General features: G+C 72.3%; 13 protein-coding genes and 1 riboswitch. Of the genes, 3 read left to right on the top strand and 10 right to left on the bottom strand.

Annotated elements, in window-relative coordinates; genetic code table 11:
- Positions 1 to 12: 12 nt before the first annotated feature.
- From HYE82_RS25510 to ribD, 10 genes are all read right to left on the bottom strand, one after another.
- Complete coding sequence (locus HYE82_RS25510) at positions 13 to 1,077, bottom strand: hemolysin family protein (protein WP_179176494.1); 1,065 nt, start codon at positions 1,075 to 1,077, stop codon at positions 13 to 15.
- The gene (locus tag HYE82_RS25505) at positions 1,074 to 2,426 is read right to left on the bottom strand and encodes a hemolysin family protein (protein WP_179176493.1); all 1,353 of its coding nucleotides are present in this window, start codon (positions 2,424 to 2,426) and stop codon (positions 1,074 to 1,076) included. Before HYE82_RS25505 ends, HYE82_RS25510 begins: the two co-directional genes overlap by 4 nt.
- A 208-nt stretch (positions 2,427 to 2,634) precedes the next feature.
- Positions 2,635 to 3,099, bottom strand: a complete 465-nt coding sequence (locus HYE82_RS25500; RefSeq protein ID WP_179176492.1) for a PH domain-containing protein — start codon at positions 3,097 to 3,099, stop codon at positions 2,635 to 2,637.
- Positions 3,100 to 3,178: 79 nt separating this feature from the next.
- Positions 3,179 to 4,027: an ATP phosphoribosyltransferase gene (gene hisG / locus HYE82_RS25495; protein ID WP_179176491.1), complete on the bottom strand. Its 849-nt coding sequence runs from the start codon at positions 4,025 to 4,027 to the stop codon at positions 3,179 to 3,181.
- 48 nt (positions 4,028 to 4,075) lie between these two features.
- Positions 4,076 to 4,357 carry a phosphoribosyl-ATP diphosphatase gene (locus HYE82_RS25490; RefSeq protein WP_179176490.1) on the bottom strand — a complete coding sequence of 94 codons (282 nt, stop codon included), beginning with the start codon at positions 4,355 to 4,357 and terminating at the stop codon, positions 4,076 to 4,078.
- Positions 4,358 to 4,392: 35 nt separating this feature from the next.
- Positions 4,393 to 4,878, bottom strand: coding sequence for a 6,7-dimethyl-8-ribityllumazine synthase (ribH, locus tag HYE82_RS25485; protein ID WP_179176489.1), 486 nt, complete (start codon positions 4,876 to 4,878; stop codon positions 4,393 to 4,395).
- A gap of 74 nt (positions 4,879 to 4,952) precedes the next feature.
- The gene (locus HYE82_RS25480; protein WP_179176488.1) at positions 4,953 to 6,248 is read right to left on the bottom strand and encodes a bifunctional 3,4-dihydroxy-2-butanone-4-phosphate synthase/GTP cyclohydrolase II; all 1,296 of its coding nucleotides are present in this window, start codon (positions 6,246 to 6,248) and stop codon (positions 4,953 to 4,955) included.
- Complete coding sequence (locus tag HYE82_RS25475; RefSeq protein ID WP_179176487.1) at positions 6,245 to 6,898, bottom strand: nicotinamide mononucleotide transporter family protein; 654 nt, start codon at positions 6,896 to 6,898, stop codon at positions 6,245 to 6,247. Before HYE82_RS25475 ends, HYE82_RS25480 begins: the two co-directional genes overlap by 4 nt.
- The gene (locus HYE82_RS25470) at positions 6,895 to 7,533 is read right to left on the bottom strand and encodes a riboflavin synthase (protein WP_179176486.1); all 639 of its coding nucleotides are present in this window, start codon (positions 7,531 to 7,533) and stop codon (positions 6,895 to 6,897) included. Before HYE82_RS25470 ends, HYE82_RS25475 begins: the two co-directional genes overlap by 4 nt.
- On the bottom strand, positions 7,534 to 8,598 hold the full coding sequence (ribD, locus tag HYE82_RS25465) for a bifunctional diaminohydroxyphosphoribosylaminopyrimidine deaminase/5-amino-6-(5-phosphoribosylamino)uracil reductase RibD (protein WP_256987661.1): 1,065 nt from the start codon (positions 8,596 to 8,598) through the stop codon (positions 7,534 to 7,536).
- 223 nt (positions 8,599 to 8,821) lie between these two features.
- A riboswitch (FMN riboswitch) is annotated at positions 8,822 to 8,951 on the bottom strand.
- 271 nt (positions 8,952 to 9,222) lie between these two features.
- Between ribD and HYE82_RS25460 the strand changes: the two genes are divergently transcribed.
- The 3 genes from HYE82_RS25460 (at position 9,223) to HYE82_RS25450 (ending at position 13,388) form a co-directional block, all read left to right on the top strand.
- Positions 9,223 to 11,571 (top strand): chitinase C-terminal domain-containing protein, encoded by a 2,349-nt coding sequence (locus HYE82_RS25460; RefSeq protein ID WP_179176484.1) that lies wholly within the window; start codon positions 9,223 to 9,225, stop codon positions 11,569 to 11,571.
- Positions 11,572 to 11,668: 97 nt separating this feature from the next.
- Entirely contained in the window at positions 11,669 to 12,586 is a 918-nt protein-coding gene (gene sigJ, locus HYE82_RS25455) for an RNA polymerase sigma factor SigJ (protein ID WP_309144447.1), read from the top strand.
- Between the two features lie 58 nt (positions 12,587 to 12,644).
- A complete protein-coding gene (locus HYE82_RS25450) occupies positions 12,645 to 13,388 on the top strand; it encodes an SDR family oxidoreductase (RefSeq protein WP_179176483.1) in 744 nt (247 codons plus the stop codon).
- Positions 13,389 to 13,755: the final 367 nt, after the last annotated feature.

Below are 13,755 nucleotides of genomic sequence, written 5' to 3'. Positions count from 1 at the left end.
GGGTTGGCCGGGTCAGGCCGTCAGGGCGCGTTCCGGGTGACGGCGCGGCGGGATGCGGTGGGCGGGGTCCCGGACCTCGCCGACGAGCATTTCGAGGACGTCCTCCAACGCGACCAGGCCGAGGATCCGGCCTCCCGGATCCGCCACCTGGGCCAGGTGGGTGGCGTCGTGCCGCATGACGCTCAGGGCGTCGTCCAGGGGAAGCGTCGACGACAGCGTCGGCATGCGGCGCCACACCCGCTGCGGCACCGCCCGCTCCCGGTCCTCCAGGTCGAGGACGTCCTTCACGTGCAGGTAGCCCATGAAGGCGCCGCCTTCGGAGCGGACGGGGAACCGGGAGTACCCGGTGCGGACGGTCAGCTGTTCGATCTGCCGGGGTGTGGCCCCGGGCCCGACCGTGACCAGCCGGTCGCGCGCGAGCAGGACGTCGGTGACGGGGCGGCTGCCCAGCTCCAGCGCGTCCTCCAGGCGTTCCTGCTCCCTCGGTTCGAGGAGTCCGGCCTGCCGGGAGTCCTCGACGAGCCGGCCGAGCTGGGCACTGGTGTAGACGGCCTCGACCTCGTCCTTCGGCTCGACCTTGAAGAGCCTGAGGACGACGGCGGCGCACGCCCCGAGGGCGGTCGTGACCGGCCCGCACAGGCGGGCGAAGGCGACCAGGCCGGGGCTGAACCACAGGGCGGTCCGCTCGGGCGCGGCCATCGCGAGGTTCTTCGGCACCATCTCGCCGATGACGAGGTGCAGGAAGACCACGGCGGCGAGCGCGACGGCGTAGCCGAGGGGGTGGATCAGGCCCTGCGGGACGTGCGCGGCGTGGAAGACGGGTTCCAGCAGCCGGGCCACGGTGGGTTCGGCGACCGCGCCGAGGGTGAGCGAGCAGAGGGTGATGCCGAACTGGGCGGCGGCCATCATCCGCGGCAGGTTCTCCAGGCCGTGGAGGACCTGGCGGGCCCGTTTGGATTCGGCGGCGAGGGGCTCGATCTGGCTGCGGCGGACGGAGACGAGGGCGAACTCGGCGCCGACGAAGAAGCCGTTGGCGAGGACGAGGAGCAGGGCGAAGAGGAGTTGGAGCGCGCTCACCGGCCTGCCGCCTCGAGTTCGGCCGGGGCGGCCTGGCTGGGCGCGGTGCGCACCAGGCGGACCCGCTCGGCGCGGTAGCGGCCGACCTGTCGGACGGAGAGCTTCCAGCCGGGCAGTTCGGCCCGGTCGCCGGGGGCGGGGATGCGGCCGAGGAGGTCCGCGACGAGGCCAGCGACGGTCTCGTACGGGCCGTCGGGCACTTCCAGGCCTATCCGGCGCAGGGTGTGGACGCGGCAGCTGCCGTCGGCGTCCCAGGAAGGCCGGCCGTCCTCGGCGGGGACGGCGGCCAGTTCGGGGCCGTCGTCCTCGGCGAAGTCGTGCTCGTCGCGGACCTCGCCCACGAGCTCCTCCACGATGTCCTCCAGGGTGACCACGCCCGCGGTGCCGCCGTATTCGTCGACGACCACGGCCATGGGCTGTTCGCTGCGCAGCCGCTCCAGCAGCGGCTGCACCGGCAGGGAGCCGGGCACCAGCAGCGGGGGGACGCTGATCCGGCCCACCGTGGTGCGGGCGCGTTCGGCTTCGGGCACGGCGAGGGCGTCCTTGAGGTGGACGACGCCGGTGACCTCGTCGATGCGCTCGCGGTAGACCGGGAAGCGGGACAGGCCGGTGGCCCGGGTCAGGTTGAGCACGTCGGCGGCGGTGGCCGTCTGCTGCAGGGCGCTGACCTTCACCCGCGGCGTCATCACGTGCTGGGCCGTGAGCTCGCCCAGGGAGAGGGTCCGTACGAAGAGGTCGGCGGTGTCCTGTTCGAGGGCTCCGGCCTGCGCCGAGTGGCGGACCAGGGAGACGAGTTCGCCGGGGGTGCGGGCGGAGGCCATCTCCTCTGCCGGTTCCACGCCGAAGGCCCGTACGAGGCGGTTGGCGACGGCGTTGAGGCCTGCGATGACCGGCCGGAAGGCGCGGGAGAACAAGGTCTGCGGGCCGGCCACGAAGCGTGCCACCTGGAGCGGCCGCGAGACCGCCCAGTTCTTCGGGACGAGTTCGCCGACGACCATCTGGACCGCCGAGGCGAGCAGCATTCCGATGCCGACGGCGACGCCGGAGACGGCTCCGGTCGGCAGGCCGGTCGCCGCGAGGGGCCCGGCCAGCAGTGCGGCGAGGGCCGGTTCGGCGAGCATGCCGACCACGAGGGAGGTGATGGTGATGCCGAGCTGGGTGCCGGAGAGCTGGAACGACAGCTCCCTCAGGGCCTTCACCACCGTGCGGGCACGGCGGTCGCCGTCGGCTGCGGCGCGTTCGGCGTCGGGCCGCTCCACCGTGACGAGGCCGAACTCGGCCGCCACGAAGAAGCCGTTGGCGAGGATCAGGGCGAAGGCCGCCAGGAGCAGGAGTAGCGGGATGGTCATGCGGCCGCCTCCGCGGGGAGGGCGGCGCGGGTACTACCGGACGGTCCGTCCATTGCCGGGGGGAGTCACTCCTCGAATTGCAGGTGCCCGCGGGCCACGGGGTCCCGGGGCCGGTGGGAGGGCGCACGGCCGCGCCCCGCCACCAGGGTAGTCATTGAGATCGCCGCCGCAATGGGACGCAGCGGTCCGCTTGTCGGAGGCGGCCGTCTCAGTGGTCCCGGGGCCCGGTTCCGCGGGCTTCGGCGAGGGCGCGCAGGGCGCGGGCGTCACCGATGGCCTGCTCCCTGGCCACGCCGGGCTGGATGCCGAGGACGGGCAGGCTGGTGCCGTCGCTGAGGTCCAGGAACACCCAGGGGTCGCCGGGGCGGAGGTTGACGCGCAGGATCTGCGCCCACTCCAGGCGGCGGGTGGTGGTGAGGTTGACCACGGTGACGCCCGTCTCGTCCGCGACCACCTTGGGGCGGCTGAGCAGGACGAGGACGGAGGTCATCAGGGCGGCGGTGAAGACGAAGCTGACCCGCTCGCCGCCGCTGAGGTTCTCCAGCATGAAGGCGATCGCGGTGATCGTCGCGAACATGGCGAGCCCGACGCTCAGCAGGACGACCCGGGTGCGGGTCGGCCGGAAGGTGACCGGCAGGGCGGGCAGTGCGGGCTGGGCGGCGGACTCGGCCATGGTGCTGGTGATGCCTTCTTCAGGGGGCGTACGGGTCGGGCGACGGCGTACGGGTGGGCGTACGGGTCTGTTGTACGCGTCAGAGGCGGCAGGCGTGGATCGACGTGGTGAGGATCGCGCGGGCGCCGAGTTCGTACAGGTCGTCCATGATCCGCTGGGCGTCCTTGGCGGGGACCATCGCGCGGACGGCGACCCAGCCCTCGTTGTGCAGCGGGGAGACCGTCGGCGACTCCAGCCCGGGGGTGAGTGCGACGGCGCGCTCCAGGTGCTCGGCACGGCAGTCGTAGTCCATCATCACGTAGCTGCGGGCGACGAGGACGCCCTGGAGGCGCCGCAGGAACTGCTGCACCTGCGGGTTCTCCCCGTCGGCGCCGTTGCTCCGGATGACGATGGCCTCGGACTTCAGGATCGGCTCGCCGATGACCTCCAGGCCGGCGTTGCGCAGGCTGGTGCCGGTTTCGACGACGTCCGCGATGATCTCGGCGACGCCGAGCTGGATGGCGGTCTCGACCGCGCCGTCCAGGTGCACGACGGAGGCGTCGATGCCCTGGTCGGCGAGGTGCTTGGCGACGATGCCCTCGTACGAGGTGGCGATCGTCATGCCGTGGAAGTCCTCGGGGCCCTTCGCGGTGCCGGGCTTGGTGGCGTAGCGGAAGGTGGACTTCCCGAACCCGAGAGGAAGGATCTCCTCGGCGCTGGCACCGGAGTCGAGCAGCAGGTCGCGGCCGGTGATGCCCACGTCGAGGCGGCCCGAGGCGACGTAGATCGCGATGTCCTTGGGGCGGAGGTAGAAGAACTCCACCTCGTTCTCGAGGTCGACGACCACGAGCTCCTTGGACTCCTTGCGCTGGCGGTAGCCGGCCTCATGGAGCATCGCCGACGCCGCTCCGGAGAGTGAGCCCTTGTTGGGGACGGCGATGCGCAGCATGAGGCTTCCTTCAGTGCGAGATGCGATGGGTGTGTGGTGTGGATGTGTCTAGAGGTGCTTGTAGACCTCGTCGAGGGTGATCCCCCGCGCCACCATCATCACCTGGACGTGGTACAGCAGCTGGGAGATCTCCTCGGCGGCGGCCTCCTTGCCCTCGTACTCCGCGGCCATCCAGACCTCGGCGGCCTCCTCGACGACCTTCTTGCCGATGGCGTGGACGCCCTTGGCGACCAGTTCGGCGGTGCGGGAGGTGCCGGGGTCACCGGCAGCGGCCTTGGCCTGGAGCTCCGTGAAGAGCTCTTCGAAGGTCTTGGGGAGTTCGTTCGCCATGATGGTCCTCAGAATACGGGGTCGTCCGCCGCCACTCAGCGCCAGGGTTCGCTGACGGACCGCAGGGTGGCTGCGGTGGAGACGGCGGCGATGACCGCTTCGTGCCCCTTGTCCTCGTTCGACCCCTCAAGGCCGGCGCGGTCCAGCGCCTGTTCCTCGTTGTCGCAGGTCAGTACACCGAAGCCGACGGGGACTCCGGTGTCGATCGACACCTGTACCAGGCCCTGGGTGACGCCCTGGCAGACGTAGTCGAAGTGCGGGGTGCCGCCGCGGATGACCACTCCGAGGGCGACGACGGCATCGTAACCGCGACCGGCGAGTACCTTTGCCACGACCGGGAGCTCGAAGCTGCCGGGGACGCGGAGCACGGTGGGCTCGTCGATGCCCAGCTCGTGCAGGGCGCGCAGGGCGCCGTCGACGAGACCGTCCATGACCTTCTCGTGCCACTGCGCCGCGATGACGGCGACCCGCAGGTCTCCGCAGTTCCTCACGCTCAGTTCGGGTGCGCCCTTGCCGCTCACTGCTGTGCTCCTCGGTGGTTCGTGTTCGTGGGTGATGGTGCGTGGTCCGGGTGTACGGGGGTACGGGTGCTTTCCTACTGGTTGCCGCAGGCGGCCGGGACGGTCTCGCCCAGCCAGGGGAGGTCGTGGCCCATGCGGTCCCGCTTGGTGCGCAGGTACCGCAGATTGTGCTCGCCCGCCTCGACGGGCATCGGCTCCCGGTCGTTGACGGCGATGCCGTGCCGGACGAGGGCCGCGGACTTGTCGGGGTTGTTGGTCAGCAGCCGGACGCTCTTGACGCCGAGGTCGGCGAGGATCCGCGCGCCGGCGGCGTAGTCGCGGGCGTCGGCCGGGAGGCCGAGTTCCAGGTTGGCGTCGAGGGTGTCGCGGCCGCGCTCCTGGAGCTCGTACGCGCGCAGCTTGGACACCAGTCCGATGCCGCGTCCCTCGTGGCCGCGGAGGTAGACGACGACGCCGCGGCCCTCCTCCTTGATGCGGGCCATGGAGGCGTGCAGCTGGGGGCCGCAGTCGCAGCGCAGGGAGTGGAAGATGTCGCCGGTCAGGCATTCGGAGTGGACGCGGACGAGGACGTCCTGTCCGTCGCCGACCTCGCCGTGGACGAGGGCGACGTGCTCTACGCCGTCGACGGTGGAGCGGTAGCCGTACGCGGTGAAGTCGCCGAAGGAGGTCGGCAGGGTCACCTCTGCCTCGCGGCGCACGGTCGGCTCGGCGGAGCGGAGGTAGTCGACCATGTCCGCGATGGAGATGATCGACAGGCCGTGCTTGCGGGCGAAGGGGATCAGCTCGGGCAGGCGCAGCATGACGCCGTCCTCGCCCGCGATCTCCACGATCGCGCCGACGGGGCTCAGGCCCGCGAGGCGGGCGAGGTCGACGGCGGCCTCGGTGTGGCCGTTGCGGACCAGGACGCCGCCGGGCTTGGCGCGCAGCGGGAAGATGTGGCCGGGGCGGACGAAGTCGGAGGGCCCGCAGGCACCGTCGGCGAGGAGGCGCAGGGTGGTGGCGCGGTCGGCGGCGGAGATGCCGGTGCTGACGCCGTGCGCGGCGGTCGCGTCGACGGAGACGGTGAAGGCGGTCTTCATCGACTCGGTGTTGTTCTGCACCATCTGGGGCAGTTCGAGCCGGTCCAGCTCGGGGCCCTCCATGGGCGCGCAGATCAGGCCGCGGCACTCGCTCATCATGAACGCGACGATCTCGGGGGTGATCTTCTCGGCGGCGACGACGAGGTCGCCCTCGTTCTCGCGGTCCTCGTCGTCGACGACGACCACCGGCCGGCCGGCCGCGATGTCGCGGACGGCCTGCTCGACCGGGTCCAGCCGGAAGGTCTCCTCGACGAGGGCGTCGAAGTCGGGGACGGGCTTGAGGGTGGTCATGCCGTTGCTCCTTCCAGGGCCGGGGCGGTGGTGGTGCGCGAGCGCTGGTACCAGTCGTGGGCACCCCACAGGACGAGCGCGAAGTAGACGACGTACACGAGGCCGGAGAACGCCAGCCCGTTGGTGAAGGCGAGGGGGACGCCGACGAGGTCGACGAGGAGCCAGGCGAACCAGAACTCCACGAGGCCGCGGGCCTGGGCGACCATCGCGACGACGGTCCCGACGAAGATGTAGGCGTCGGCCCACGGGCTCCACGACAGGTTCGGGTAGAGGGTGAACAGGCCGCCGACGGCGAGGGTGCCGAGGGCCGCGCCGGCCAGGAGCAGGCCGCGCTCGGACCGGGTGCCGGTGCGCACGGCGAGGGAGCCGTCCTGGGCCTGCCGCTTGCCGCGGTGCCAGGCGCGCCAGCCCCAGACGGCCACGCCGATGACGAGGAGCTGCTTGCCGACGCCGCCGGCGAGGTGCGCGGAGGCGTAGGCGGCGACGAGGATGAGGCCGGACAGCAGTTGGGCGGGCCAGGTCCAGATGGAGCGGCGCCAGCCGAGGGCGAGGGCGGCGAGGCCCATCAGGTTGCCGATCATGTCGGACCAGATGACCTTCTGGCCGAAGACGGTGAAGGCCTCGGCGTTGAGCCAGATCAGGGCGTTCACCGGTCGGTCTCCTCGGGTTCGTCGGCGCGCGCGGTCAGGGGGTCCACGCCGGCGGCGAGCAGGCGCTCGACGTACTTGGCGAGGACGTCGACCTCCAGGTTGACCGGGTCGCCGGGCTGCTTGATGCCGAGCGTGGTCAGCGCGAGGGTGGTGGGGATGAGGCTGATGGTGAAGTAGTCGGCGGCGGCCTCGACCACGGTGAGGCTGACGCCGTCGACAGTGATAGAGCCCTTCTCTACGACGTACCTTGCGAGGTTCTCCGGGAGGGAGACCTTGACGATCTCCCAGTGCTCGGAGGGGGTGCGGGAGAGGATCGTTCCGGTGCCGTCCACGTGTCCCTGGACGAGGTGGCCGCCGAGGCGTCCGCCGAGGGCCATGGGGCGCTCCAGGTTGACGCGGGAGCCGGGCTGCAGGGCGCCGAGGCCGGAGCGGTTGAGGGTCTCCTGCATGACGTCGGCGGTGAACTCGCCGTCGGCGGTGTCCACGACGGTGAGGCAGACCCCGTTGACGGCGATGGAGTCGCCGTGCTTGGCGCCGTCGGTGACGAGGGGGCCGCGCAGGCGGAAGCGGGAGGCCTCCGAGAGCTGCTCGACGGCGGTGACCTCGCCCAGTTCTTCGACGATTCCGGTGAACACTCAGTGCTCCTTGGGGGCGGTGGTGGGGACGGCGGTGATGCGCAGGTCGGTGCCGGTGCGGACGGCCTCGGTGATCTCCAGGCGGACCGCGTGGGCGAGGGTGGTGATGCCGGCGCCGGCGAGGGCGGCGGGCCCGGCGCCGAGGAGGGCCGGGGCGATGTAGCCGACGACGCGGTCGACGGCGCCGGCTTCGAGGAAGGCTCCGGCCAGGGTGGGGCCGCCTTCGAGGAAGAGGGCGCGGACGCCGCGGGCGTACAGCGCGGCGAGCAGTTCGTGGACGGCGATGCGGCCGTCGTGCAGGGGCAGCCGGAGCACGTCGGCGCCGGGCAGGTGCAGGGTGTCGGCGTCCTCGCCGACGACGAGCAGGGTGGGGGCCGCGTCGTCGAGGATGCGGGCGTTCGGCGGGAGGGCGGCGCGGGTGTCGAGGGCGACGCGCAGCGGCTGGGTCGCGCCGTCGATGCCGCGGACGGCGAGGTGCGGGTCGTCGGCGCGCAGGGTGCCGCCGCCGACGAGGACGGCGTCGGACTCGGCGCGCAGGCGGTGCACGTCGGCGCGGGATTCCGGGGAGGTGATCCAGCGGCTGGTGCCGTCGGCGGCGGCGCTGCGGCCGTCGAGGGTGGCGGCGTACTTCCAGGTCACGTGGGGCCGGCCCAGGCGTACGGAGGTGAGCCAGGCGGTGTTGCCGGCCTCGGCCTCGGCCTGGAGGAGCCCGCCCTCGGCGGTGATCCCGGCGGCGCGCAGGGTGGCGGCCCCGCCGCTGGCCTGCGGGTTCGGGTCGGGGACGGCGTAGACGACGCGGCTGATGCCGGCGTCGGTCAGGGCCTGGGCGCAGGGTCCGGTGCGGCCGGTGTGGTTGCAGGGTTCGAGGGTGACGTAGGCGGTGCCGCCGCGGGCGGCGGTGCCTGCGGCGCGCAGGGCGTGGACCTCGGCGTGCGGTCCGCCGGCGCGCTGGTGCCAGCCCTCGCCGACGACGGTGCCGGCGGCGTCGGTGATGACGCAGCCGACGACCGGGTTGGGGCTGGTGGAGCCGAGGCCGCGGGCCGCGAGTTCGACGGCGCGGCGCATGGCGCGGGTGTCCGCGTCCGCGTCGTGCGGTGCGTGCTCGGCGTGGGGTGCCACCGGGTCCTCCTGCCTCATCGGGCACGGACTCCGGGGCCTGTCGGGCTACGACAGATGAGCGGTACAGGCACGCGGGGACGCCGAGGCCGGAGGAACGGTCCGCTCGGCACGTGTCCCGGAGGGACCCGCGCGGGGACCGCCGACGGCGGCGTACCGGTGTGACTGCCCGCCGCGCACTGCCTCCCATCCGGACTTTAACCGTCGGTCCAGGAATTTCACCTGGTCAACCGGCCGCTGGCTGCGGACGGGTCGCGGACTATACCGCCGGTTCGGAATTGCACCGACCCCGGAGTGCGCTGCTTCTACTGGTACTCCTGTCAGTCTGCCACGGGCGATCGGGGGCCATGCGGGAGAAATGCTGTGGCCTGAGTCACAGCCGGGGCGCTTCGCCGGAGTCCGTCAAGTGCACCCGATATTGGTCCAGACCTATTGACGCCTTGGTCTAGTCCTCTTAACGTTCCCTTCACCCTTCCCGGGAGACAGCCCGTCAGATGTGCGCACGTCGCGGGCCGACACGCACCACTTCCCTGCCTGTTGTGTCCCGCACTCCTCCCTTCCCCAGGAGGCACCATGCTGTCCCCCACACGTACGAGAGCACTGCTCCTGGCAGCCGGCGCGGCCATCGCCGGACTGCTGGCGGGCGGGCTCTCGGCGGGCGTCTCGCACGCCGCCGACCACGAGGGTTGTCGGCCCGACGGCCTCTACCGGACCCCCGGCGTCGACGTCCCGTACTGCTCGGTCTACGACGCCGAGGGCCGCGAGGAGATGGGCGCCGACCACCGGCGGCGCGTGATCGGCTACTTCACCGGCTGGCGCACCGGCAAGGACGGCCGGCCCGCCTACCTCGCGAACAACATCCCCTGGGACAAGATCACCCACATCAACTACGCCTTCGCGCACATCGGCGGCGACAACAGGATCTCCGTCGGCGCGGACGGCCCGGACAACGCCGCCACCGGCATGACCTGGCCGGGCGTGGCCGGAGCCGAGATGGACCCGGCCCTCCCCTACAAGGGCCACTTCAACCTGCTGGCCAAGTACAAGAAGCAGCACCCGGACGTGAAGACGCTGATCTCGGTGGGCGGCTGGGCCGAGACCGGCGGCCACTTCGACGGCAACGGCACCCGGGTGAGCTCGGGCGGCTTCTACGCGATGGCCACCAACCCGGACGGCTCCGTCAACCAGGCGGGCATCGACACCTTCGCCGACTCCGCCGTCGCCTTCGTGAAGAAGTACGGCTTCAACGGCGTCGACGTCGACTACGAGTACCCGACGTCGATGAAGGACGCGGGCAACCCGCTGGACTGGCCGACGGCGAACCCCCGCCGGGCCGGTCTGGTCAAGGGCTACGACGCCCTCATGAAGACCCTCCGCGAGAAGCTGGACCGGGCCGGCGCCGCCGACGGCAGGCACTACCTGCTGACCGTGGCCGCCCCGTCCTCCGGCTACCTGCTGCGCGGCATGGAGACGTACCAGATGCAGAAGTACCTGGACTACGTCAACATCATGTCCTACGACCTGCACGGCGCCTGGAACGAGTACGTCGGCCCCAACGCCTCCCTCTTCGACGACGGCAAGGACGGGGAGCTCGCCGCCGCCGGGGTCTACGGGTCCCGGCAGTACGGCGGCATCGGCTACCTCAACACCGACTGGGCGTACCATTACTTCCGCGGCTCCCTGCCGGCCGGCCGGATCAACATCGGCCTGCCGTACTACACCCGCGGCCACAAGAACGTGCAGGGCGGCACCGACGGCCTGTGGGGCAAGGCGGCCGCGACCGCCTGCCCGGCCGGGTCGGGCCTGACCACGTGCGGTGACGGCGCGGTCGGCATCGACAACCTGTGGCACGACAAGGACGACAACGGCAACGAGTCCCCGGCCGGCTCCAACCCGATGTGGCACGCGAAGAACCTGGAGAAGGGGATCGTCGGCGACTACGTCGGCCGGTACGGCTTCCCGGCGGACACCGCGCTGACCGGCACCTACGTCCGCAAGTACGACGCCACCCTGGTCGCGCCCTGGCTGTGGAACGCGCAGAAGAAGGTCTTCCTGTCCACGGAGGACGAGCAGTCGGTGGCCGCCAAGGCCGACTACGTGGTCGACCGCGGCATCGGCGGCACGATGGTGTGGGAGATGGCGGGCGACTACGCCTGGAACGCCGCCAAGGGCCAGTACGAGGCGGGCTCCACGCTCACCTCGCTGATGTACGACAAGTTCAAGACCGCCACCCCGTACGGGGCGAGGAAGGCCGGCGCCGCCGCGCTGCCGGACCGGGCGGTCGACGTGAAGGTCGAGTTCACCGACTTCAAGCTCGGCGACTCGAACTACCCGATCACCCCGAAGATCAAGATCACCAACAACACGAAGGCCGCCCTGCCCGGCGGCACCGAGTTCCGGTTCGACTACGCGACCTCGGCCCCGGACAACGCCTCCGACCAGTCCGGCTTCGCCGCGATGGTGATCAGCAGCGGCCACACCGGCACCAACGTCGGCGGCCTGAAGGGCGACTTCCACCGGGTCGCGCTGAAGCTGCCGGCCTGGCAGTCGCTGGCCCCGGGCGCCTCCGTCGACCTGGCGTTCAACTACTACCTGCCGGTGTCCACCCCCTCGAACTGGACGGTGGCCGTCTCCGGCACCACGTACGCCCTGGCCGGCGACCTGGCCCGCGGCACCACGGTGGTGGAACCGGGCGACGGCTCCCAGCCCCCGACGAGCCCGCCGCCGAGCAGCCGCCCCCCGACCAGCCCGCCACCGGGCGGCAGCTGCAGCAACCCGGCGTACGTCGCGGGCGGCGTCCACACCGGCGGGACGGTCGTCTCCCACAGGGGCCGCAACTGGAAGGCCCAGTGGTGGACGCAGAACGAGGAGCCCGGAACCACCGGCGACTGGGGCGTCTGGAAGGACCTGGGCGCCTGCTGACACCCGTGCGGCAGGGCCGGGACCGCCGGAACTGTCGGCACGACCTGAGGACCCGGTGGCCCGGCGGCCACCGGGTCCCCGCGCGTACCCTGCTGCGGTGATCACTTCTGCCGCCGCCCGCACCGCGGACTTCGAGGAGCACCGGTCCCGGATGTTCGGCATCGCCTATCGCATGCTCGGATCCGCCGGCGAGGCCGAGGACGCCGTCCAGGACGCCTGGCTGCGGTGGACCGCCGCGGACCGCGGCGACGTGGAGCACCCCGGTGCCTGGCTGGCGAAGGCCGTCACCCACCTGTGCCTGAACCGGCTCACCTCGGCACGCGCCCGGCACGAGAAGTACGTCGGCCCCTGGCTGCCGGAGCCCGTCCTCACCGACGGCGGCGCGCTCGGGCCGCTGGAGTCGGCCGAGCAGCGCGACAGCGTCTCGATGGCCCTGCTGGTGCTGCTGGAGCAACTCACTCCGGTGGAGCGGGCGGTGTACGTGCTGCGCGAGGCCTTCGCGTACGGCCACCGGGAGATCGCCGGGCTCTTGGACCTGTCCGAGGCCAACTGCCGGCAGCTGTACCGGCGGGCGTCGGCCCGGGTGGCGGAGGGCCGGGCCGCCGAGGGCCGGTCGGCAGCATCGGAGCGCAAGCGCTTCGAGGCGGACCCGGAGCAGTGGCGCGGGCTGGTGGAGACCTTCCTCGCGGCGGCCCGGGACGGCGACCTGGTCCGGCTGGAGGGCATGCTCACCGCCGCCGTGCGGTACGTGTCGGACGGCGGCGGAGTGGTGAGCGCGGCCCGGCGGCCGGTGGTCGGCCGGGACCGGGTGGCCCGGTTCCTGGCGGGGGCGCTGCACAAGTACGCGGCCGGTCTCCCGCTCGACTTCGCCGTGGTCAACGGGGAGCCCGCGCTGGTCATCGGCGGGCTCGGGGTGCTGCTGGTGGAGTTCGAGGACGGGCTGGTCAGGGAGGTGCGGGCGGTGGTCAACCCACACAAGCTGGAATTCCTGCAGCGCCAGCTGTCACATTCCTGACCGCTGTCCAATCCCGGCGGGTGAACGCGATTCCCCAGGGAAGGGACGGACGGACATCATGAGCACGATCCTCGTCACGGGCGGTACGGGAACCCTCGGCACGCTGGTCGTCGCCCGGCTGCGGGCGGCGGGCCACGACGTGCGCGCCCTCAGCCGGCACTCCCGGGAGCACCCGGTCGACCTGATGGACGGCCGCGGGCTGGACGCGGCGATGGCGGGCGCGGAAGTGGTCGTGCACTGCGCGTCCAATCCGCGCGGCGGTGATGACGTGGCCGCCGGGCACCTGATCGACGCGGCCCGACGGGCGGGGACCGTCACGAACGTCGTCTACATCTCGATCGTGGGGGTGGACGTGGTCCCGCTCCGCTACTACGAGGTCAAGCACCGGGTGGAGCGGATGCTCCTGGAGTCGGGGCTGGGCGTGACCGTCCTGCGGACGACGCAGTTCCACGACCTGGTGGCGATGGTCACGGAGACGGCCGCGAAGGTGCCGGTGGTGCCGGTGCCGCTGCCGAAGGGGGTGCGGGTGCAGCCGGTGTCGGTGGCGGAGGTCGCCGACCGGTTGGCCGAGCTGGCGGTGCCGGCCCCGGCGGGCCGGGTCCCCGACATGGGCGGGCCCGAGGTGTACACGCTGGTGGAGCTGGGGCGGGCGTACCTGGAGGCGACGGGCCGCAAGCGCCGGGTGTTCGGCCTGCCGCTGGCGGGCAAGGCGTACGCGGGATTCGTGCGCGGCGGCAACTTGGCCCCGCAGCACGCCGTCGGCAAGGTGACCTTCGCCGAGTTCCTGGCCGAACGGGCCTGAGCCGGGCGGCAGTCGGGCACCGTTGCGACGCCGGTCCGACCCGAGCGGGTTTCCTCCCCCGCCCCGCCCCTTCCCGCTGTTCCGGATGTGCGGCTCCGCCGCGCGGCGGGGCCTACGGCCCCGAACACCCCGTTCCGGCCGCTTCGCGCCCGGCGCGCTCAAACGCCGCGCAGGCTGGAAAATCCAGCCCCGCCGACGCTTGCGGCGCGGGGGCCCTGGGGCGGGGCCGCAACCTCAGCCCCGCCGGCGTTTGAGGCGCGGGGGCTCTGGCGCGGAGCCGCACCTCAACCCCGCCGACGCTCGCGGCGCGGGGGCCCTGGGGCGGAGCCGCAACCTCAACCCCGCCGGCGTTTGAGGCGCGGGGGTC

This window comes from Streptomyces sp. BR123, assembly GCF_013401435.1.
In the GTDB taxonomy this organism is placed as follows: domain Bacteria; phylum Actinomycetota; class Actinomycetes; order Streptomycetales; family Streptomycetaceae; genus Streptomyces.
Note: the sequence above shows the minus strand (reverse complement) of the source record. Positions and strands in the feature narration are given on the sequence as shown.

Coding starts and splice junctions, on each gene's coding strand:
- HYE82_RS25505 (WP_179176493.1), bottom strand. CDS start 2,426: ATGACCATCCCGCTACTCCTGCTCCTGGCGGCCTTCGCCCTGATCCTC.
- HYE82_RS25500 (WP_179176492.1), bottom strand. CDS start 3,099: ATGGCCGAGTCCGCCGCCCAGCCCGCACTGCCCGCCCTGCCGGTCACC.
- hisG (WP_179176491.1), bottom strand. CDS start 4,027: ATGCTGCGCATCGCCGTCCCCAACAAGGGCTCACTCTCCGGAGCGGCG.
- HYE82_RS25490 (WP_179176490.1), bottom strand. CDS start 4,357: ATGGCGAACGAACTCCCCAAGACCTTCGAAGAGCTCTTCACGGAGCTC.
- HYE82_RS25480 (WP_179176488.1), bottom strand. CDS start 6,248: ATGACCACCCTCAAGCCCGTCCCCGACTTCGACGCCCTCGTCGAGGAG.
- ribD (WP_256987661.1), bottom strand. CDS start 8,598: ATGCGCCGCGCCGTCGAACTCGCGGCCCGCGGCCTCGGCTCCACCAGC.
- HYE82_RS25460 (WP_179176484.1), top strand. CDS start 9,223: ATGCTGTCCCCCACACGTACGAGAGCACTGCTCCTGGCAGCCGGCGCG.
- HYE82_RS25450 (WP_179176483.1), top strand. CDS start 12,645: ATGAGCACGATCCTCGTCACGGGCGGTACGGGAACCCTCGGCACGCTG.